Origin of the sequence: Actinomadura macrotermitis (genome assembly GCF_009604375.1) — a bacterium.
Taxonomy (GTDB): Bacteria; Actinomycetota; Actinomycetes; order Streptosporangiales; family Streptosporangiaceae; genus Spirillospora; species Spirillospora macrotermitis.
In genome coordinates, this window is sequence record NZ_WEGH01000001.1 from 962,714 (window position 1) to 982,859 (window position 20,146).

Sequence of the window (20,146 nt, forward strand, 5' to 3'; positions counted from 1 at the left end):
AGCGTCGGGCCGATGACCGCACAGACCGAGGTCCGCACGGGGCGGGGCCGCCCGGGCGCCGGCCCCGGCCGCGCCCGGCCCCGGGGCGTGGCCGTCGCCCTGCTCGCCCTGCCGGTCGCGGCGCTGCTGGCCGGGCACCGGCTCGTGCCCGGCGAGGCGGGGACCCTGCTGGACACCGCGCTCCCCTGGCTCGGCCTGCCGCTGCTCCCGCTCGCCCTGATCGCCCTGGTGCGCCGCGCCTGGACGGGCCTCGGCGCCACGGCCGCGGCCGCCGCCGTCTGGGCCGCGCTGTTCGGCACCGCGTTCGTGCCGTCGGGGAGCGGCCCCTACGACCTGCGCGCGATGAGCCAGAACATGTACGCGGGCAACACCGAACCGGCGGCCACCACGGCGCGGCTGCTCGCCGACCGGCCCGACGTGCTCGCCCTGGAGGAGATGCGCCAGGGCGCCGCCACGCGGAAGCTGGACGCCGCCTACCCGCACCACGTGGTGAAGGGGACGGTCGGGCTGTGGAGCCGCTTCCCCGTCTCCGGCGCCCGGATCGTGGACCTGGACATCGGCTGGCCGCGCGCGCTCCGCGCCACCCTCACCACCCCGCGCGGGCCGCTCACCGTGTACGTGGCGCACCTCGGCTCGGCCCGCCCCGGCCAGACCCGCAAGCGCGACATCACGATGGACCACCTCGCCGCGGCCGTGCGCGCCGACCGGTCCGGGCGCGTCCTGCTGCTCGGCGACCTCAACACCGCGGCCACCGACCGCAAGCTCGGCGCGCTCGTGCCCGGCCTGCGCGAGGCGCAGCGGGCCGCCGGGACCGGCCTCGGGTTCACCTGGCCGGCCTCGTTCCCGGTGACGCGGCCCGACCACATCCTGTACCGGGGCCTGCGGCCGGTGCACGCCGCGGCCGTCCGCACGCCCGGCAGCGACCACCGGGCCGTACGCGCCGACTTCCGGTTCTGAGGGTCTCCGGGCCGGGTCAGGACACGAAGACCGCGAGCGGCTTGGCGACCTTGCCCTGCTCCTCCACCAGCGACAGCAGGGTCCCGTCGGGCGCGAACACCCCGATGGGGCCCGGCCCGAGGCCGGCCGCGGGCAGCCGCCCGCCGTGCATGACCTTGCGGGCGTCCTCCTCGGTCACGTCGCGGCGCGGGAACGCCGCCGCGACCGCGTCGCCGATCGGCAGGATCGCCATCTCCTCGGCGAGCTGCTCCAGCGTGCGCGCCATGGTGAGGTCGTAGGGGCCGACGCGGGTGCGGCGCAGGTACGTCAGGTGCCCGCCGCAGCCGAGATCGGCGCCGAGGTCGCGGGCGAGCGCGCGGATGTAGGTGCCCGACGAGCAGGCGATCGAGGCGTCCACGTCGACCAGGTCGCCGTGCCGGCGCACCGCGGTGACGGTGAACTCCGGCACCGTGACCGGGCGCTCCTTCAGCTCGACCTGCTCGCCCTTGCGGGCCGACTTGTAGGCCCGCTCCCCGTTCACCTTGATCGCGCTGACCTGCGGCGGCGTCTGCATGATCGGGCCGGTCAGCTTCGCGATCCCGGCGGCCAGCGCCTCGTCGGTCACCCCGGCGGCGGACGCGGACGCGGTGATCTCGCCCTCGGCGTCGTCGGTGTTGGTGGACTGCCCGAGCCGGATCGTGGCGTCGTACCCCTTCTCGGTCAGCGCCAGATGGCCGAGCAGCCGGGTCGCCTTCTCCACCCCGATCACCAGCACGCCGGTCGCCATCGGGTCGAGCGTGCCCGCGTGCCCGACGCGGCGCGTCCCGGCGAGGCGCCGCATCTTCGCCACCACGTCGTGGGACGTCCAGTCGGCGGGCTTGTCCACGATGACGAGTCCTGAGTTCACAGATCCTGCTCCGGGTGTCGGGTGTTCGGCTCGCGGCCGGCCTGCCGCAGCGCGGCGCGCAGCCGGTCGATGATGTCGTCCGGCTCGCCGCCGGTGGTGAACGCGGCGGCGCCGGCGTGCCCGCCGCCGCCGAGCCCGGCGCAGGCGCGGCCGACGTCCACCTCGCCCTTGGACCGGGTGGACACGTACCACTCGCCCTCGTCGGTCTCCTTCAGCACGACGGCGACCTCGGCCTCGTCGGTGCGGCGCAGCTGGTCGATGACGCCCTCCAGCTGGTCGTAGGGGACGTCGCGGGCGACCCGGTCGGCGCGGCCGATCGTCGTCCACACCAGGCCGTGGCCGCCCGCCGCGTCGCGCTCCAGCCGGGCCCGCGACAGCGCCCCGGCCAGCACCTGCAGGTAGCCGAACGGCGCGCGGTCCCACAGCTCGCGGCTGACCGCCTCGGGCCGCACCCCGACCTCCAGCAGCCGCCCCGCCAGGTCGTGCACCTGCGGGGTGGTGCAGGGGTACTTGAACGAGCCGGTGTCGCTGGCCAGCCCGGCGTACAGGCCCTGCGCAATGGTGCCGGTGAGCGGCACGCCGAGGCGGCGGATCAGCTCGTCCACCAGCACCGCCGTCGCCGCCGCCTGCCCGTCGACCAGGCGCACCGTGCCGAACTCGGCGCCGGACGCGTGGTGGTCCACCACGATCAGCGCGGCCGCCGCGGCGGCCGGCCCGGCCAGCGAGCCGAGCCGGTCCGGGCCCGCGCAGTCCAGCACGATCATCAGCCCCGGCGCGGCGGGCAGCCGGCCCGGCTCGACCAGCATCTCCTGGCCGGGCAGGAAGCGCAGGCTCGCCGGGACGGTGAACGGCTCGCCGAACGAGGCCAGGCAGCGCTTGCCGAGGCCGCGCAGGGCCTCGGCGAGCGCCAGCATCGAGCCGAGCGCGTCGCCGTCGGGGACGACGTGGCAGGCCAGGCAGACCTCGTCGGCCGCGCCGATCAGGCGCACCGCCCGGTCCCAGTCCAGGCCGGTCCAGCGCGCCTCCCCGCCGGCGGGGTCACCGGCGGGGACGGGGCCCGGGGCACGGCCGGCGCCGCGGGGCGGGGCGCCGGCCGGGTACCGCCCCGTCACGAGGACCGGGACCCGGCGGCGTCCTCGTCGTCGTCGCCGTCGTCGGCCGCGTCGTCGTCCTCGTCGTCGACGCGGTAGGGGTTGGCGTCCCCGGCGGGCGCGGCGCCCTGCGCCGCCTTGGCGACCGCGGCGTCCTGCGCGCGGGCCTTGGCGAGCAGGTCGTCGATGTGCGCCACGTTCTCCATCACCTCGTCCAGCACGAAGGTCAGCGAGGGGGTGTGCCGCACCCCGGTCTTACGCCCGACCTCCGAGCGGATCACGCCCTTGGCGCTCTCCAGCGCCGCGGCGCTCTCCACACGCTCGGCCTCCGACCCGTACACCGTGTAGTAGACGGTGGCGTCCCGCAGGTCGTTGGTGATGCGGGTGTCGGTCACGGTCACGAAGCCGAGCCTGGGGTCCTTGATCCGGCGCTCCAGCATCTCGGCGACGATCTGCTGGATGCGGTCGGCGAGCTTGCGAGCCCGGGCAGCGTCCACCATGACGCACTCCTTCTCTATCGTTCTCGCGAGGCGCTAGTCCTCGTCGTTGAAGAGCCGCTGCCGCGCGGACAGCAGCTCGATCTCCGGTCGACCGGCCACCAGCCGCTCGCACCGCTCCAGCACGTGGGTGCAGTTGGCGGCGGTCGCCGACACCACCGCCACGCCGATCTGCGCCCTGCGGTGCAGATCGTTGTCCCCGGTCTCGGCCACCGCGACCGCCGGGAAGTGCTTCTGCACCTCGGCGATGACGGGGCGGACCACGGCCCGCTTCTGCTTGAGCGAGTGCACGTCGCCCAGCAGCAGGTCCAGTGTCAGCGCGCCGACGAACAGGTCGATCACCTCGGTCTTCGTTTAGGGGTTGAACGGCCCCGGGGCGACAGGGTGTTCCCCCGGCGGGGGGGCCAAGGCGCGCGGGGCCTGCGACACGCCTTGGCGTTGGGGTGTTCCCCCGGGAACGGGACATGACGCCAGGTTAGAAGATCAACCTGGCGTCATGTCACTGCTTTACCGTGCGGCTACGCGCGTCAGGCGCGGGGCTTCTCCCGCATCTCGAAGCACTCCACGACATCGCCGATCTTGATGTCGTTGTAGCCGACGCCGATACCGCACTCGAAGCCCTCGCGGACCTCGGTCGCGTCGTCCTTGAAGCGGCGCAGCGACGACACCGTGAGGTTGTCGGCGATGACCACACCGTCGCGGACCAGGCGGGCCTTGGCGTTGCGCTGGATGATCCCGGAGGTGACCATCGAACCGGCGACGTTGCCGATCTTGGGCACCTTGAAGAGCTCCCGGACCTCGGCGGTGCCGAGCTGGGCCTCTTCGAACTCGGGCTTCAGCATGCCCTTGAGGGCCGCCTCGACCTCCTCGATCGCCTGGTAGATGACCGAGTAGTAGCGGATGTCGACGCCCTCGCGGTCGGCGACCGCCTGGGCGTTGCGCTCGGGCCGGACGTTGAAGCCGATGATGACCGCGCCCTCGGACGCCACCGCGAGGTTGACGTCGTTCTGCGTGATCGCACCGACACCGCGGCGGATGACCCGCAGGCTGACCTCGTCGCCCACGTCGATCTTGAGGAGCGAGTCCTCCAGCGCCTCCACCGAACCGGACACGTCGCCCTTGAGGATGAGCAGCAGCTCGTCCCGCTCGCCCCGCTCCAGGTCCTTGAACAGCTCTTCCAGCGAGCTGGACTTGCGGCTCTTGAGCAGGTCGGCGTTGCGCTTGCGCGCGGTCCGCTTGTCGGCGATCTGGCGGGCGATCCGGTCGTCCTCGACGACCAGGAAGTTGTCGCCGGCGCCGGGCACGGCCGTGAGGCCGAGCACCTGGACCGGACGCGACGGTCCCGCCTCCTCGACGAGGTTGCCGTTCTCGTCGTGCATCGCCCGGACGCGGCCGTGGGCCACGCCGCACACGATGGAGTCGCCGACCCGCAGCGTGCCGCGCTGCACCAGCACGGTCGCCACGGCGCCCCGGCCCTTGTCCAGGTGCGCCTCGATGGCGGAACCCTGGGCGGGCATGTCGGGGTTGGCCACCAGCTCCAGCTCGGCGTCGGCGGTCAGCACGATCGACTCCAGCAGGCCGTCGATGTTGATGCCCTGGCGGGCCGACACGTCGACGAACTGGGTGGTGCCACCGAACTCCTCGGCCACCAGGCCGTACTCGGTGAGCTGGGCGCGCACCCGCTGCGGGTCCGCCCCCTCCTTGTCGATCTTGTTGACCGCGACCACGATCGGCACGCCGGCCGCGGTCGCGTGGTCGATCGCCTCGGTCGTCTGCGGCTTGACGCCGTCGTCGGCCGCGACCACCAGCACCACCAGGTCGGTGGTGTCGGCGCCACGGGCACGCATGGCGGAGAACGCCTCGTGACCCGGGGTGTCGATGAAGGTGATCTTGCGGTCCTCGCCGTCGACGACGGTCTCGACCTGGTAGGCACCGATGTGCTGGGTGATGCCGCCGGCCTCGCCGGCCACCACGTTGGCGTTGCGGATGGCGTCCAGCAGCCGGGTCTTACCGTGGTCGACGTGACCCATGACGGTCACCACCGGCGGACGGGGCTGGAGGTTCTCCTCGTCGCCGTCGTCCTCGCCGTACTCGATGTCGAACTGCTCGAGCAGCGCGCGGTCCTCGTCCTCGGGGCTGACGACCTGGACGTCGAAGTCCAGCTCGGCGCCGAGGAGCTGCAGGTCGTCGGTGTCGACCGACTGCGTCGCGGTGACCATCTTGCCGAGGTGCATCATGATCGCGACGAGCGACGCCGGGTTGGCGCCGATCTTCTCGGCGAAGTCGGTCAGCGTGGCGCCCTGCGGCAGGCGGATCATCCTGCCGTTGCCGCGCGGGGCGCTGACGCCACCGGCGGCGGGAGCCTGCATGTTCTCGAACTCTTGACGACGCGCCCGCTTGGACTTGCGGGCACGCCCCGGACGACCGCCGGGACGGCCGAAGGCGCCCTGCGTGCCGCCACGGCCGCGCGGGCCGCCGCCACCGGGACGGGGGCCGAAGCCACCGCCGGGACGACCGCCGCCACCGCCGGGACCGCCGCCCGCGCGGGGGCCGCCGAAGCCGCCACCGCCGCCGGGACGACCGCCGCCACCGGGACGACCGCCACCGCCGCCGCCACCCGGACGGCCACCGCCGCCGCCGGGACGGCCGCCGGGGCCGCCGCCACGCGCGGGAGAGCTGGCCGGCCGCGAGGACGGCATGCTCATCGGGCTCGGACGGGGACCGCCGGCACCGCCGCCGCCACCGGGACGGGGCGGCATCGAGCCGCCGCCCGGACGCGGGCCGCCGGGACGCGGGCCACCGGGACCGGCGGGCGCGCCGGGACGCGGACCGCCCGGACGCTCGCCGCCACGGGGACGGTCGTCACGCGCGGGACGCTCGTCGCCCGGACGCGGGCCGGGACGCGGGCCCGGCTTGGGCGCCTGGCCCATGCCGGTGTTGGTCGAGCTGAACGGGTTGTTGCCCGGGCGCGGCGCGCCGGGACGACCGCCGCCACCGCCGCCGCCCTGACGGGGCGTCGGACGCGGGCCGGGCTTCGGCGCGCGCGGGCCCGGCTTCGGGCCTGCGGGCGCGCCGGGGCCGCCGGCGGCCGGGGCACTCGGCGCGCTCGGGGCACTCGGCGCGCGGGTCTGCGCGGCGGGCGCCGCCGGGGTCACCGGCTGGCTCGGCGCGGGCGGCACGGGGCCGGGACGCGGTCCCGGACGCGGGCCGGACGCGGGGGCCGGCTGGCTCGGCGCGGGCGCCACCGGAGCGGCGGGCGCGGCCGGAGCCGCGGGCTTGCTCGGCGCCGGCGGGCGCGGGCCGGGCTTCGGGCCCGGGCCGGCCGGACCGGGGCGGGCGCCCTCGGTGCCGGACGAGGCCGGAGCCGGACGCGGCCCCGGACGCGGGCCGGGGCCCGGCTTCTTCGATGCACCCGGCTTGGCGCCGGGCTTACCTGACGAACTGTTGAAGGCTTCTGTGAGCCGGCGGACGACCGGAGCCTCGATCGTCGAGGACGCCGACCGTACGAACTCGCCCATTTCGGTGAGCTTGGCCATGACGACCTTGCTCTCTACCCCGAACTCCTTGGCGAGCTCATATACGCGGACCTTGGCCACTGCACTCCCTACTCGGTCCGGGGGTGCGGCCACCGGACCGTCGTTAACTTGCCGTACTCATCGCGGCGTGCTCATCGAGCGCTCATAGCAATCTCGACCTGCTTCCGACTAGACGTCGCTACCGTTATGCATCCTGCTGCTGCGCGGCCTGTCCCGCAAGCCGGTCCCGAAGCGCACCGGAGTCGAGCGGTCCCGCCAGGCGAAAGGCCCGTGGGAACGCCCGGCGTCGCTCGGCGAGCTCGAGACATCCCAGGTCGGGGTGCACATGGGCCCCCCTTCCCGGCAGCCGCCCGCGGTCGTCGGGGACGATGACGCCCTCGACCACCACAAGGCGCAGCAGGTCGGACTTGGCCGTGCGGACCCGGCAACCCACACAAGTGCGCAGCGGGGCCACGAGGCCACGTGAATCGAGTCTACCGCGCCGAAGCGTCGGCGTGACCTGTCGCATGCTCTCCTGACGTTCTTGCTCGGGTTCGGGCGGCCTCGTACCGGTCAGGCGGGGGTGCCCTGACCCGTGTTCGGACGGGCCGCGTTCTGCTGACCGCGGTTCCGCTCGCCCGTGCCCGGCCGGCCCGTGCCCGGCTGACCCGTGCTCTCCTCGCCCTGCTGCTCGGTGTCGGCGCGGATGTCGATCCGCCAGCCGGTGAGCCGGGCGGCGAGCCGGGCGTTCTGCCCCTCCTTGCCGATGGCCAGGGAGAGCTGGTAGTCCGGCACGATCACCCGGGCGACGCGCGCGTCGGCGTCGACCACCTCGACCGCGGTGACCCGGGCCGGCGACAGCGCGTTGCCGACGAACTCGGCCGGGTCCTCGGAGAAGTCGACGATGTCGATCTTCTCGCCGTGCAACTCGGCCATCACGTTGCGCACCCGGCTGCCGAGCGGGCCGATGCAGGCGCCCTTGGCGTTCACGCCGGGCTTGCGCGAGCGCACCGCGATCTTGGTGCGGTGGCCGGCCTCGCGGGCGATCGCGGAGATCTCCACGGTGCCGTCGGCGATCTCGGGCACCTCCAGCGCGAACAGCTTGCGGACCAGGTTGGGGTGGGTGCGCGACAGCTGCACCGACGGGCCGCGGTGACCCTTGCGGACCTGCACCACGTAGGCGCGCAGCCGCTCGCCGTGCTCGTAGCGCTCGCCCGGCACCTGCTCCTGCGGCTGCAGGACGGCCTCGATCTTGCCGAGGTCGACCAGCACGTTCCGCGGGTCGTTGCCCTGCTGGATGATGCCGGAGACGATGTCGCCCTCGCGGCCGGCGTACTCGCCGAAGGTCAGCTCGTCCTCGGCGTCGCGCAGCTTCTGCAGGATGACCTGCTTGGCGGTGGTCGCGGCGATACGGCTGAACCCCTCGGGGGTGTCGTCGTATTCCCGGAGGGGGTTGCCCTCCTCGTCGGTCTCGGTCGCCAGCACCGTGACGTGGCCGCTCTTGCGGTCCAGCTCGACGCGCGCCCGGCCGGCCGCGCCCTCGGTCCGGTGGTAGGCGATCAGCAGTGCGTCTTCGATGGCCTTGATCGCAACCTCGAGCGAGATGTCCTTCTCGCTCTCCAGCGTGCGCAGGGCCGTCATGTCGATGTCCACGAGGCTCCCCCCTCTATTCCGGCTCGGCCGGAGAACGCGTTACGTCGGGCCGTCCGGCGGAGCCGCCGGCGCCGCCGGCCCCGGGGCCCGCGGGCCCGGCCGGCTCGTCCGCGTCGTCGTCGCTCACGTCGTCGTCCATGTCATCGGGCCGGCGGAACTCCACCTGCACCCGGCCGCGCAGCAGCTCGCCGGGCGCGAAACGGCGCCGGGCGGTGGTGGCGGCCTTGGCCGACCCCTTGCCCTTCGGCTTGGTGACGACGTCCAGCTCGACCCCTTCGTCGTCGGCCGCGAGGATGCGGCCCTCGACCTGCCCGCCTTCGGCCAGCTCGGCCACCACCAGGCGGCCGGCGGCGCGGCGCCAGTGCCGCGGTTCGGTGAGGGGGCGGTCCACGCCCGGCGAGGTCACTTCCAGCACGTACGGCGCCGTTCCCATCACCGCCGAGGCGTCCAGGAGCTCCGAGGCCGTCTGGCTGAGCTCGGCGACGTCGTCGAGGCTGACCCCGCCGTCGCCGTCCACCACGATCTTGACCAGGCGGCGGCGGCCGGCCGGCCGGACGTCGACCTCTTCCAGGTCGAAGCCGGCCGCGGCGACCGCGGGCTCCAGCAGCCGGGTCAGCTCGGCGAGCGCGTCGTCCCGGGTGGGCCGGGACGCGCCGCCGTCGCGGCCCCGCTGAGCGTGGCCACCGTCGGACTCGACGCTCATGGGACCTCCTCATGTTGTGCTGTGGCCATCGTGTGCCGGTTGGCCCTTCAAGACTATCGACAGCCGGACACCTCAGCGGTCTTTCGGACAGCTCACCGGCGTGCCGGGTATGGAATGCTTGGACGGGCCCGCCGCGCGGACCGCCGCCGGGGCGCTCACACCACCGTTCGGCGAGGAGAACACGCGTGCTTCAGGCCCGGACCGAGGTCCCGCGCCGGCCGGTGCTCGGCGCCGCGCTGCTCGGGGCGGGCGCGCTCGCCCTGCCGCTGCTCGGCGGCTGCCGGGCCGCGGCCGCCCGCCCGGCCGGGGACCGCGCCGAGCTGCGGGTGCTGGCCGGCGCGATCGCCGCCGAGCAGGACCTGATCGCGTTGTACGAGGCGGTGCGCGGCGCGCACGCGCCGCTGGCCCGGCGCCTGGATCCGGCGCTCGCGCACCATCGGGAGCATCTGGCGGTGCTGCGCCGCCACTACCTGCCCGGCACGGGCCATCGCGCGTACGAGGGCGGCGAGATCCCGCCGCCGCGCGGGCGGCCGGCCCCGGCGACGGCCGCGCAGGCGCTGGCCGCGCTCCGCCGGGCCGAGAGCGGCGCGGCGGCCGCGCGAGTGGCCGACGTCACCACGGCCGGGCCCGGGCTGGCCCAGCTGCTGGCGAGCATCGGCGCCTGCGAGGCCGGGCACGCCGCGGCGCTGGAGGGGGCGTCGTGAGTTCCCTGGCGGAGGCGCTGCAGGAGGCGCTGCAGGCCGAGCACGCGGCGGTGTACGGGTACGGGGTGCTCGGCGCCCGCCTGCGCGACCCGCTGCGCACGACGGCGCGGACGCTGTGGGACGCCCACCGGACGGCGCGGGACGAGCTGGCCGCCCGCGTCGGCGCGCTCGGGGCCCGTCCCGAGGCCGCCGCGCCCGCCTACCGGCTGCCGGTGCGGGTCGACTCGGCGCGCTCGGCCGCGCAGCTCGCCGCCGCGCTGGAGGACGCCCTCGTCACCGCGTACGCGGGCCTGGCGGGCGTGCCCGATCCCCGGACGCGGCAGGCGGCCGCGCAGAAGATGCAGCAGGCGATCGCGCGGGCGGTGGCCTGGCGCGGGCACGCGGGCGCGCCCGCCGCGGGCCCCGCCTTCCCCGGCCTGCCGGCCGCGGCGCTGGCCCCCCGGCCGCGGCCGGGCGAGTGACCCCTGGGAACTTTGTACGCTTTTGGGGCGTAATTTACGGGGTAGGGAACTGGATTCACTCGGGGGAGGAAACCAGCGATGACCGTCGATCAGAGCATGGGCCGGACCAGCCTGGACGAACTGCGCGCGGCCTACCAGGCCCGCCTCGACCAGATCGCCGCCGAGCGCGACGAGGCGCTGCGGCAGGCCCGGCGGGCCCGCGCGGAGGCCGTCACGGCACGCGCGGACCTGGCGACCATCAACACCAAGCTGCAGGAGCTGCTGAAGGTCGCCGGAATGCGCCCGGCCTGACGCACCGGCCCGGCGCGGGTCCCCCGCGCCGGGCCGGACGTCAGGACGCCGACCAGCGGTCGATGTGCGGCAGCAGCTCGCCCAGGTCCTCGATGACCGCGTCGGGGACCGCCGTCTCCCACGCCGGGACGCTGGCGTTCGGCACCAGCACCGCGCGCAGCCCGGCGGACTTGGCGCCGTGGATGTCGTCGTAGGGGCGGTCGCCGACGAACACGCAGGAGGCGGGGTCGTCCGCGCCGACGGCGTCCATCGCGGCGCGGAACGCCTCGGCGTGCGGCTTGGTCCAGGGGATCTCGCTGGAGTAGACGGCGCCGTCCAGCAGGTCCAGCACGCCGTCCCGGTCGAAGATCCGCTCATGCCACTCGCGGGGCCAGGTGGTGTTGGACAGCACGCCGACCTTGATGCCGCGCTCGCGCAGGCCGCGCAGCAGCGGCGGCGCGGCCGGGTCGATGATGGTGTGCGGGGTCCACGCCTCGTACCAGGCGGCCAGCAGGGTCTGCGACGCCTCCACCCCGGCGATCTCGAAGATCTCGTCCAGGGTGGCGCTGCGGTGCTCGCGGTGCGCCCGCCGCCACGTCTCCTCCTCGGCCGCGTGCAGCGCCCGCGCCGCCTGTTCCACCTTTTCTGATGGCAGGTGGGCGCTGCAGAGCGCCTGCCACATCTCGCCCAGTTCAACGTCGTGCCATGGGGTCAGCGTGCCGCCCCAGTCGAAGATCACCGCATTGATGGCCACGTCCGGATGGTAACCGCGGACGGCCCGGAGGCGATGTGCGGACGTGTGGCGGATCACTCCGGAGGGCGCGACCGGGGGCACTACGCTCGCTGCATATATTCCCGACCTGTTTACTAGGTTTAGGAGCCCGCATGCCCACCCCCCGGGCCCTCGCGACGGCGTTCGTCACGGGCGCCGCCACGTTCGGCCTCGCCCTGCCGGCCGCCGCCTCCCCCGTGCCCGACGGCCCCGGCCGCGGCCTCCTGCCCGCCTACATCGGCGCCCCGGCCGTCCCGCGCCCCCTGCCGGGCCGACCGGTGCCGGCCAACCCCCACCAGGGCCCGCCCGGCTGGTCCTCGATGCACGCCGACAGCTACGCCTCCGACACCTACCCCTTCAACGGCCCGCTCGGCCGCCGTCCCGAGGTGCGGTCCGAGGCCAAGGACGGCGGCCTGCCCGGCCTCTGCTCGACGGTCACCTTCGCCCGCCGGACCGGGCTGATCGTGGCGCAGTGCACCCGCGGCCAGGACTTCACGCTCCGGCTCATCGACCCGAAGACCCTGAAGGACCTGGCGGCGTTCCCGCTGCCGCCGCGCCCCTCGACCGTGCGGGCGGTGGTGACCGGCGACCTGGACAAGGTGCTCACCGACACCTCCGGCGGCGCCTACTACTACCTGGACCCGCAGGACCGCGCCATCGTCGCCGACTCGGCCTTCCACGTCCGCCGGTTCGCGCACGAGAAGGGCCCGGACGGCGCCTGGCGCTTCAAGGTCACCGACGACTGGGACCTCGGCGGCCGCCTCCCGCACGACTGCGCCACCTGGGCGGACCCGTGGCCGAAGGGCGAGTGCGACCCGATCACCGCGGTCGGCCCCGACTGGGGCGGGCGGATCTGGTGGATCACCCGCAACGGCCGGATCGGCACCATCGACCCGAGAACGGGGGGTGTGCGAGGCGTCCGGCTGAAGGGCGAGGGCATCCAGAACTCCTTCGCCACCGCCGAGGACGGCGTCTCGATCGTGTCCGACCACGCGCTGTACCGGATGCGGGCCGGCAAGGACGGCACGCCGCAGACCGTGTGGCGCCGGGCCTACGACCGGGGCACCGCCCGCAAACCCGGCCAGATCGACCAGGGCTCGGGCACCACGCCGACCTTCTTCGGCGACGGCTACGTGGCCATCACCGACAACGCCGACGACCGGATGCACGTGCTGGTGCTGCGGCGCGGCGACGGGCGCCCGGTCTGCAAGGTGCCGGTGTTCGGGCACGGGAAGAGCGCCAGCGACAACTCGCTGATCGGGTACGGCGACAGCCTGTTCGTGGAGAACAACTACGGCTACCGGAACTTCTTCGCGCTGCCGCCCGGCGGGTCGGTCGTGGGCGGCGTCAGCCGGGTGGACGTGACGGCCAAGGGCTGCCGGACCGCCTGGACGAGCAAGGAGCGCTCGCCGTCCACGGTCGCCAAGGCGTCGGTGACCGCCGGGCTGCTCTACCTCTACACCAAGGAGCCCCGCAAGGACCTCGTCGACGCCTGGTACCTGACCGCCGTCGACGCCCACAGCGGGCGCACCGTCTTCAAGGTGCTGACCGGTACCGGCAAGTGGTTCGACAACAACTGGGCCCCGATCACCCTCGGCCCGGACGGCACCGCCTACGTCGGCGTCGTGGGCGGGCTGGTCGCGGTGCGCGACCGCCCCTGACGCTCCCCGGGGGAGCCCGCGCGGTGTGACTGCCGTCACCCCGCGCTTTCCCTCGCTGAAAAAGGGAATGGTCAAGACCGGGCATTGGTTGCCCCATGCAAGCGAGCTTGCGAGGTGACCGGAACATGACCGAGGTGATCCAGGCACCCGCGCACATCCCGGCCCCGCCGGCGGAGCGGCCGCGCCGCTCCCGGCGGGGCCTGATCGTCCAGTGGGCGCTGCTGGCCGGCGTCATCGCGACGATCCCGCTGCTGCGCGACCAGCTCCCCGACCTCGGCACCGTCTGGACCGCCGCGCGCTCGGCCGACCCGACCTGGCTGCTGCTCGTGGTGCTCGCCGAGGCGGCCTCGATGGCCGCGTTCGCCCGGCTGCAGCGGCGGCTGCTGCGCGCCGGCGGGCTGCGCGTCTCGCGCCGCCGCGCGTTCGCGATCACCTACGCGGGCAACGCGCTGTCCACCTCACTGCCGGCCGGCCCGGCGGTGAGCGTGGTGTTCACCTTCCAGCAGTTCCGGCGCAGCGGCGCGACCGCCAGGCTCGCCACCGCCGTGATCATCGTCGGCGGGATCGTCACCAGCACCGCCTACACCGCGATCGGGCTGCTGGCGCTGCTGGCCGACCCCTACGCGCGCGGCCCCGCGCTGACCGCGCTGGCCGGCCCCGCCGTCGCCGCCGCCGTGCTGCTGCTCGCGCTGCGCCGGCCCGCCCTGCGCGCCCGGATCACCCGGCCGCTGCGCCGGCTCGCCCGCGCGATCACCGCGCACCCCAAGGTCGCGCCCTGGGCGCAGCGGCTGCGCGAGGGCATGGAGGTGCTGCGGCCGACCCGCCGCGACTGGGCGATGCTGGCGATCCTCGCCTCGCTGAACTGGCTGTTCGACATCCTCGCGCTGTTCGCGGCGGCGAGCGCGGTCGGCATCGACGTCGCGCCGACCGGGGTGACGCTCGCCTACTTCGCCGCCCAGGCCGCGGGCAGCCTGCTGCCGCTGCTGCCCGGCGGCATCGGCGCCATCGAGAGCAGCATGGCCGCCGGGCTGGTCGCCTTCGGCGCGACGCTCGCCCCGGCGGGCGCCGCCGTCGGCCTGTACCGGCTGTTCTCCTACTGGATGGTCGTCGCCGTCGGCTGGCTCGCCTGGCTCACGCTGCAGGAGGGCCCGCGCCTGTCCACCCGCACCCGCCGCTGGCTGACGGCGACCGGGCAGGGCGTGGTGGCCGGCTTCGGCTCGCTGGCGTTCCTCACGCCCTACAACGCCGTCCAGGCCCCCGCGCCCGCCGAGCCGCGCCACTCCTGACCCGCCCCACCCGCCGCACCGCGACTTGTTGCCGTCATCGGCTGCTGCTAATCTCCCAAGCGAGCGCTTGGTCATAATCGGCACAGCAGAGCACCACCGGAGGCTCGATGACGTCCCTACGGGTCAGCCTTGGCTATGAACTCGAGGTCCGCGGGCGGTCCCGCGACGTGGAACGGCGCGCGTTCGAGAACGTCATGGACCAGGTCGTGCTGGCCGACGAGCTCGGCTTCGACACCGCCTGGTTCGTCGAGCACCACTTCACCCGGGGCTTCTCCCACTCCTCGGCGCCCGACCTGGTGCTGGCCGGCATCTCGCAGCGCACGTCGCGCATCCACCTCGGCCTCGGCGTGGTGCTGCTGCCGTTCCAGTCGCCGATCCGCACCGCCGAGCGCGTCGCCACACTGGACGTGATCAGCGGCGGCCGGGTCGAGTTCGGCACCGGGCGCGGCGCGTCCCCGCTGGAGTACCAGGCGTTCCAGCGGCCCTTCGAGCAGTCGCGCAAGCTGTGGGAGGAGTCGCTGGAGGCCGTCCTGGCGATCTGGAACGCCGACGGGCAGCCGGTCAGCCGGTCCGGCGAGTTCTTCGAGATCCCCGACGTGTCGGTCTACCCGCGGCCGGTGCAGGAGCCGCACCCGCCGGTGTGGGTCGCCTCCACCTCGCTGGACGGCTACCTCGCCGCCGCCAAGCAGGGCTACAACCTGCTCGGCATGACGATGCTGAAGGGCCTGGACGAGGTCGCCGAGGACATCGCCCAGTACAAGCAGTGCCTGGCCGACAACGGGTTCGACCCCGACAGCAGGCGGATCGCGCTGATGATCCCCTGGCATGTCGCGCCGACCCAGCAGGAGGCCGTCGACACCGCCGCCGACGCGGTGCTGTGGTACCTGCGGCGGCAGATCAACCTGGTCGCGCCGCCCGACTACACCGACGCCCGGCACGCCACCCACCGCGTCCTCGGCCAGCAGGCCGTCGGGATGCCGCCGGAGGAGGCGATGGCGGTCCTGCGCGACCAGACCATGGTCGTCATCGACGACGTGGAGGGCTCGCGCAAGGCCGTCGAGCGCATCGCCGCCGCGGGCGCCACCGACCTCATCCTGCAGGCGCAGGTGGGCGGCCTGGCCCACGAGCACGTCTGCGAGTCGATGAAGCTGTTCATGCGGGAGGTCGCGCAGTGAGCTGGCCGACCCGCGCCGCCTACCCCGGCGGCCGTTCCGCCGCCGGGCTGCTGGCGGTCTCCCCCGAAGGCGAACTGGTCGCGCCGCTGGCCCCGGCGGCGCGCGAACTGACCGCCGAGACGCTGCGCGCCGCCGGGATCGGCGAGCGCGACCGCGTGGTGGTCGCGCTGAACGACGACGGCGAGCCCGCCGGGTCGCTGATCGCGCAGGCCGCCGCGGACGTCGCGCAGGCCGCCGCATCGGTCGGCCCGCGCGGCCGGATGCGGCTGCACACCGCGCTGGAGGCGGTCGGCGCCACCGCCCTCGTCACCACCCCGACCGGGGCGATGGACCTCCTCGCGCGGCTGCACCTGGAGTTCCTGCTCGACCCGCTGGACCTGGAGCTGCGGCACATCCTGCTCGTCGGCGAGATCGCCTCGTCGAACAGCGCCCGCCAGCTCGCCACCGAGTTCGAGGCGTCGGTGCGCGAGGTGTACGCCGACCCGTTCACCGGGGCGCTGCTCGCGCAGCGCGGCCCGTCCGACGCGGCGCTGACCCCGGCGCGCGAGGGCCTGCTCGGGCTCGCGCCCGTCGGCAAGGACGCGCTGCTGGAGGCGCCCTACGACGCGGGCCTGGCCGAACTGGTCGTCACCGCGCCCTGGCACGGCGAGCCGCTGCGCACCGGGCACGCGGTCCGGCTCGCGGGCGGCGAGACGGGCGTGCCCGCGCCCGCGCACACCGTCGGCGAGCACGTGCTGGTCCGGGGCCGCTGGGTGTCGGTGCCCAAGATCTCCGCCGCGCTGGCCCGGATCGACGGCGTGGCCCGCTGGGACCTGCGGATCAGGCGCGAGGGCACCCTGGACGCCGCCGCGCTGCACGTGTCGTTCAACCGCGGCACCCTCGTCAAGAACCCCATGTGGAAGGCGCGGATCGCGCAGGCGCTGTACGCGCTCACCCCGGTGGCGATCGAGGTGGTCGTCGAGCCCGAGGTCGCCGAGGAGCGCCGTCCCGGCACGGTGACCGACCAGCGCGGCCACCACCTCGGCCGCGACCGCGCCCAGCTGTCCTGACGGAGGCGACGCGATGGAGGTGCAGCCGGTCCCCGCATGGGGGACGATCCCGCGGATGCTGCGGGACCAGGCGTCCGGGCACCCGGACGTGGAGGTGGTCGTCGCCGGGCCGGTCCGGCTGACGCTCGCCGAGCTGGCGGCCCGGGCCGGGGAGGTGGCGCGGGCGCTGATCGCGCTCGGCGTCTCCCCCGGCGACCGGGTCGCGGTGTGGGGGCCGAACGACCCGGACTGGGTCGTCGCGGCCTACGGGATCTGGGACGCCGGCGCCGTCATCGCGCCGCTGTCCACCCGGTTCAAGGGGCTGGAGGCCGCCGGGCTGCTCCGCAAGACCGGCGCGAAGGTGCTGCTGGCCGCCGAGGGCTTCATGGGCGCCTCCTACCTGGAGATGATCGAGGACGCGGAGCTGCCCGATTTGCAGCACCGCGTCGTCCTCGGCGGCGGACCCGCCCCGTCCGGCGCGCTGGGCTGGGCGGACTTCCTGGCGGGCGGGGCGGCGGTCTCCGCCGGGGCGGCCGAGGAGCGCGCGCTCGGCGTCGGACGGGACGACCTCGCCTCGATCATGGCGACGTCCGGCACCACCGGCGCGCCGAAGGGCGTCATGCTGCACCACTCCCAGCTGCTGCGCGGCTACTGGGACTGGGCCGAGCTGGTCACGCTGCGCGAGGGCGACCGCTATCCGATCATCGCGCCGTTCTCGCACGGCTTCGGGATCAACGCGGGGCTGCTGGCGTGCGTGCTGCGCCGCGCCACGATGATGCCGGTCGCGCTGTTCCGGCCCGAGGAGCTGATGGACCTCATCGAGCGCGACCGGATCAGCGTCCTGGCGGGCGCGCCGCCGATGTTCTTCAAGATCCTGGACGAGCTCGAAGGACGGGACGTCTCCTCGCTGCGGGTGGCGATCTGCGGCGCCGCCGCGGTGCCGCCCGAGCTGATCCGCCGGCTGGTGGACCGGGTCGGCCTGGACCGGATGATCAACGCGTACGGGCTGATGGAGGGCACCGTGGTGTCGATGACCCGGGCCGGCGACCCGGTCGAGGTGATCGCCTCCTCCACCGGCCGCGCGGTGCCGGGGGTGTCGGTGCGGGTCGTCGGCGAGGACGGCAAGGACCTGCCGCCGGGCGAGCCGGGCGAGATCCTGGTCGGCGGGTACGGGGTGATGCGCGGCTACTGGCGCGACCCCGAGCGCACCGCCGAGGCCGTGGACCCCGGCGGCTGGCTGCACACCGGCGACATCGGCACGCTCGACGACGCCGGGAACCTGGCCATCGTGGACCGCAAGAAGGAGATGTTCATCGTCTCGGGGTTCAACGCCTACCCGGCCGAGATCGAGGGGCTGCTGCTGCGCTGCCCGCTGGTCGGCCAGGTCGCGGTGATCGGCGTCCCCGACGCCGAGGTGGGCGAGGTCGGCCGGGCCTACGTGGTGCCGCCGCCGGGAACCGCCGTGGACGCCGAGGGGATCATCGCCTGGGCCCGCGCGAACATGTCCAACTACAAGGTGCCGCGCCGGGTGGTCGCGCTGGACGCGCTGCCGGTGAACGCCAACGGGAAGATCGACAAGCCGGCCCTGCACGCCCTGGCGGCGGAGGAGGGCTGATCAGCGGCGGGGGCGCCACTGCACGACGGTGGCGCCCTCGTCATCATCCGCGAAGACCGCCTCGACGGGCAGCCCTTCGCGCAGCTCGGCGGCGTCGCCGTCCACCAGGTTCCCGTACATCAGCAGGTCGTCGCCGTCGTCCAGGCGCACCAGCAGCACCGGGAAGGGCACCAGCTCCGCCATCGGCCGCGCGAACACCTGGTGGTTGACGATCCAGCTGTAGACGCGCCCGGTCCCGCGGGCGGGCACCCAGGTGTACTCCAGCGAGCGGCAGCGGTTGCAGACCGCCCGCGCCGGGAAGCGCGGCGTCCCGCAGCCCTCGCACCTCTGCACGGTCAGCTCGTGCCGCCGCACCGCCTCCCACCAGGGCGCGGAGTCGCGGTCTTCTTCGGGCTTGATGCTCATCGGCGAAGCCTCCTTGGCACGGCCGGGGGGCGTGGGGGGTCGTCCCCCCTCGGAAGACACGATCATCGGTCGCTCCGCAGGACGAGGGCCGAGGTGCCGGCGAGGACGTAGCCGGGCTGGGCGGTGGACAGCGCGACCTCGGCGCCGGGCACCTGCCGGTCCCCCGCCGTGCCGCGCAGCTGGGACACGGCCTCGGCGACGTGGTTGATGCCGTGCACGTACCCCTCCGACAGGAAGCCGCCGTGGGTGTTGACCGGCAGCGCGCCGTCCAGGGCGGTGGCGCCGGACTCCACGAACGGGCCGCCCTCCCCCTTGGCGCAGAAGCCGTAGTCCTCCAGCTGCACCAGCACCGAGTAGGTGAAGCAGTCGTACAGCTCGGCGACGTCGATGTCCTCCGGCCCGACGCCCGCCATGGCGTACAGGCGCGGCGCGATCCGGGCCGCCTCGGTGACGGTGAAGTCGGTGCCGGACGGGCCGCTCCCCGCGCCGGAGAAGAAGCTGTCGCCGCCGCCCCAGGCAGCCCCCGACACCAGCACGGGCGTGTGCCTCAGGTCGCGCGCGCGCTCGCGGGAGGTGACGACGACCGCGCACGCCCCGTCGGTCTCCAGGCAGCAGTCCAGTAGCCGCAGCGGCTCGGCTATCCAGCGGGACGCCAGGTAGTCGTCCAGGGTGATGGGGTCGCGCTTGAGCGCGCGCGCGTTCTTGACGGCGTTGGCGCGCTGGGTCACCGCGATGCGCCCGAGCTGCTCGTGCGTCGTGCCGTAGGCGTTCATGTGCGCGCGCGCGAACATGGCGAACTGCTGCGGCGGCGCGAAGTAGCCGTAGGGCGCCTGGTACTGCATGTCGAAGACGGGCGCCGGCGCGCGGCCGGTGCCGCCCATCCGGAACTCCGAGCGGGCGTTGATGGCGCGGTAGCAGACGACGGTCTCGGCGACGCCGGACGCGACCGCCATGGCCGCCTGCGCGATCACCGAGTGCGAGACGCTGCCGCCGCCGAACTGGTCCAGGTACCAGCGCACCTCGGGGACGCCGAGCGCGGGCGCGACCACCCAGGGCGGGGTGGAGTCGCCGACCCGGTGGGTGGCCAGGGCGTCCACGTCGTCCACGGTGAGGCCGGCGTCGTCCAGCGCGGCCAGGATCGCGCGCGCCGCGAGGGTGAGCGTGGAGACCCCCGAGTCCTTGCTGAAGCCGGTGTAGCCGACGCCGGCGATGGCCGTCCGGTCGCGGAACCCGCGCACGCACCCTCCCCTGTCCACAGCGAACGCTACCGAAGCAAGCGCTTGGCCAAGAGCTTATCCGCCTCCGGACCGACCCGCTACCGGGACTTTGGACTGAAATAGGGCGATCCGCGCCACATCCGGCAATAACCGGGCGACCGGCGGGTTTAGATGACAGGCAGGGGCGCACGACCCGAACGCGGCTTGACACCCGGTTCGGGGCCGCCCTATCGTCCAAGCAAGCGCTTGG

Annotated in this window: 19 protein-coding genes and 1 pseudogene; 9 read left to right on the forward strand and 11 right to left on the reverse strand. The window is 74.5% G+C overall.

Annotation, left to right across the window (positions count from 1 at the left end):
• Positions 1-12 precede the first annotated feature (12 nt).
• The gene (locus ACRB68_RS04405) at positions 13-957 is read left to right on the forward strand and encodes an endonuclease/exonuclease/phosphatase family protein (protein ID WP_153530932.1); all 945 of its coding nucleotides are present in this window, start codon (positions 13-15) and stop codon (positions 955-957) included.
• Positions 958-973: 16 nt separating this feature from the next.
• Here the strand turns inward: ACRB68_RS04405 and truB are convergent, their stop codons facing one another.
• From truB to rimP, 8 genes and pseudogenes are all read right to left on the reverse strand, one after another.
• Complete coding sequence (gene truB / locus ACRB68_RS04410) at positions 974-1,843, reverse strand: tRNA pseudouridine(55) synthase TruB (protein ID WP_194293282.1); 870 nt, start codon at positions 1,841-1,843, stop codon at positions 974-976.
• Positions 1,840-2,955, reverse strand: a complete 1,116-nt coding sequence (locus ACRB68_RS04415) for a DHH family phosphoesterase (RefSeq protein ID WP_328593741.1) — start codon at positions 2,953-2,955, stop codon at positions 1,840-1,842. The genes truB and ACRB68_RS04415 overlap by 4 nt, the downstream gene beginning before the upstream one ends.
• The gene (gene rbfA, locus ACRB68_RS04420) at positions 2,952-3,434 is read right to left on the reverse strand and encodes a 30S ribosome-binding factor RbfA (protein ID WP_153530933.1); all 483 of its coding nucleotides are present in this window, start codon (positions 3,432-3,434) and stop codon (positions 2,952-2,954) included. Before rbfA ends, ACRB68_RS04415 begins: the two co-directional genes overlap by 4 nt.
• 33 nt (positions 3,435-3,467) lie before the next feature.
• Positions 3,468-3,764 carry a DUF503 domain-containing protein gene (locus ACRB68_RS04425; protein ID WP_153532277.1) on the reverse strand — a complete coding sequence of 99 codons (297 nt, stop codon included), beginning with the start codon at positions 3,762-3,764 and terminating at the stop codon, positions 3,468-3,470.
• A gap of 194 nt (positions 3,765-3,958) precedes the next feature.
• Positions 3,959-7,027 (reverse strand): translation initiation factor IF-2, encoded by a 3,069-nt coding sequence (infB, locus tag ACRB68_RS04430; RefSeq protein ID WP_328593742.1) that lies wholly within the window; start codon positions 7,025-7,027, stop codon positions 3,959-3,961.
• A 124-nt stretch (positions 7,028-7,151) separates the two neighbouring features.
• Positions 7,152-7,475 carry a YlxR family protein gene (locus ACRB68_RS04435; RefSeq protein ID WP_153530934.1) on the reverse strand — a complete coding sequence of 108 codons (324 nt, stop codon included), beginning with the start codon at positions 7,473-7,475 and terminating at the stop codon, positions 7,152-7,154.
• 44 nt (positions 7,476-7,519) lie between these two features.
• Positions 7,520-8,599 carry a transcription termination factor NusA gene (gene nusA, locus ACRB68_RS04440; protein WP_328593743.1) on the reverse strand — a complete coding sequence of 360 codons (1,080 nt, stop codon included), beginning with the start codon at positions 8,597-8,599 and terminating at the stop codon, positions 7,520-7,522.
• 118 nt (positions 8,600-8,717) lie between these two features.
• Positions 8,718-9,302, reverse strand: a pseudogene (gene rimP / locus ACRB68_RS04445) (ribosome maturation factor RimP); the annotation flags it as partial.
• Positions 9,303-9,487: 185 nt separating this feature from the next.
• On the opposite strand from rimP, the gene ACRB68_RS04450 reads away from it, so the two are divergent.
• The 3 genes from ACRB68_RS04450 (at position 9,488) to ACRB68_RS04460 (ending at position 10,758) form a co-directional block, all read left to right on the forward strand.
• Positions 9,488-10,006, forward strand: a complete 519-nt coding sequence (locus tag ACRB68_RS04450; RefSeq protein WP_153530936.1) for a hypothetical protein — start codon at positions 9,488-9,490, stop codon at positions 10,004-10,006.
• Positions 10,003-10,467 (forward strand): DUF4439 domain-containing protein, encoded by a 465-nt coding sequence (locus ACRB68_RS04455; protein WP_328593744.1) that lies wholly within the window; start codon positions 10,003-10,005, stop codon positions 10,465-10,467. The genes ACRB68_RS04450 and ACRB68_RS04455 overlap by 4 nt, the downstream gene beginning before the upstream one ends.
• A 78-nt stretch (positions 10,468-10,545) precedes the next feature.
• Positions 10,546-10,758 carry a hypothetical protein gene (locus ACRB68_RS04460; protein ID WP_153530937.1) on the forward strand — a complete coding sequence of 71 codons (213 nt, stop codon included), beginning with the start codon at positions 10,546-10,548 and terminating at the stop codon, positions 10,756-10,758.
• Between the two features lie 40 nt (positions 10,759-10,798).
• Here ACRB68_RS04460 and ACRB68_RS04465 read toward each other — a convergent pair whose 3' ends face one another.
• On the reverse strand, positions 10,799-11,491 hold the full coding sequence (locus ACRB68_RS04465) for an HAD family hydrolase (protein WP_328593745.1): 693 nt from the start codon (positions 11,489-11,491) through the stop codon (positions 10,799-10,801).
• Positions 11,492-11,622: 131 nt separating this feature from the next.
• Between ACRB68_RS04465 and ACRB68_RS04470 the strand changes: the two genes are divergently transcribed.
• The 5 genes from ACRB68_RS04470 (at position 11,623) to ACRB68_RS04490 (ending at position 18,274) form a co-directional block, all read left to right on the forward strand.
• Complete coding sequence (locus ACRB68_RS04470; RefSeq protein WP_153530938.1) at positions 11,623-13,170, forward strand: hypothetical protein; 1,548 nt, start codon at positions 11,623-11,625, stop codon at positions 13,168-13,170.
• Positions 13,171-13,295: 125 nt separating this feature from the next.
• Entirely contained in the window at positions 13,296-14,456 is a 1,161-nt protein-coding gene (locus tag ACRB68_RS04475; protein ID WP_153530939.1) for a lysylphosphatidylglycerol synthase transmembrane domain-containing protein, read from the forward strand.
• A 107-nt stretch (positions 14,457-14,563) separates the two neighbouring features.
• Positions 14,564-15,631 (forward strand): LLM class flavin-dependent oxidoreductase, encoded by a 1,068-nt coding sequence (locus tag ACRB68_RS04480; RefSeq protein ID WP_153530940.1) that lies wholly within the window; start codon positions 14,564-14,566, stop codon positions 15,629-15,631.
• Positions 15,628-16,680, forward strand: coding sequence for a phenylacetate--CoA ligase family protein (locus ACRB68_RS04485; RefSeq protein WP_328593746.1), 1,053 nt, complete (start codon positions 15,628-15,630; stop codon positions 16,678-16,680). The genes ACRB68_RS04480 and ACRB68_RS04485 overlap by 4 nt, the downstream gene beginning before the upstream one ends.
• Positions 16,681-16,693: 13 nt before the next feature.
• Positions 16,694-18,274 carry an AMP-binding protein gene (locus ACRB68_RS04490; protein ID WP_153530941.1) on the forward strand — a complete coding sequence of 527 codons (1,581 nt, stop codon included), beginning with the start codon at positions 16,694-16,696 and terminating at the stop codon, positions 18,272-18,274.
• Here the strand turns inward: ACRB68_RS04490 and ACRB68_RS04495 are convergent, their stop codons facing one another.
• Both ACRB68_RS04495 and ACRB68_RS04500 read right to left on the reverse strand, forming a co-directional pair.
• Positions 18,275-18,679, reverse strand: coding sequence for a Zn-ribbon domain-containing OB-fold protein (locus ACRB68_RS04495; RefSeq protein WP_153530942.1), 405 nt, complete (start codon positions 18,677-18,679; stop codon positions 18,275-18,277).
• 62 nt (positions 18,680-18,741) lie between these two features.
• Positions 18,742-19,917: a thiolase C-terminal domain-containing protein gene (locus ACRB68_RS04500; RefSeq protein WP_328593747.1), complete on the reverse strand. Its 1,176-nt coding sequence runs from the start codon at positions 19,915-19,917 to the stop codon at positions 18,742-18,744.
• Positions 19,918-20,146: the final 229 nt, after the last annotated feature.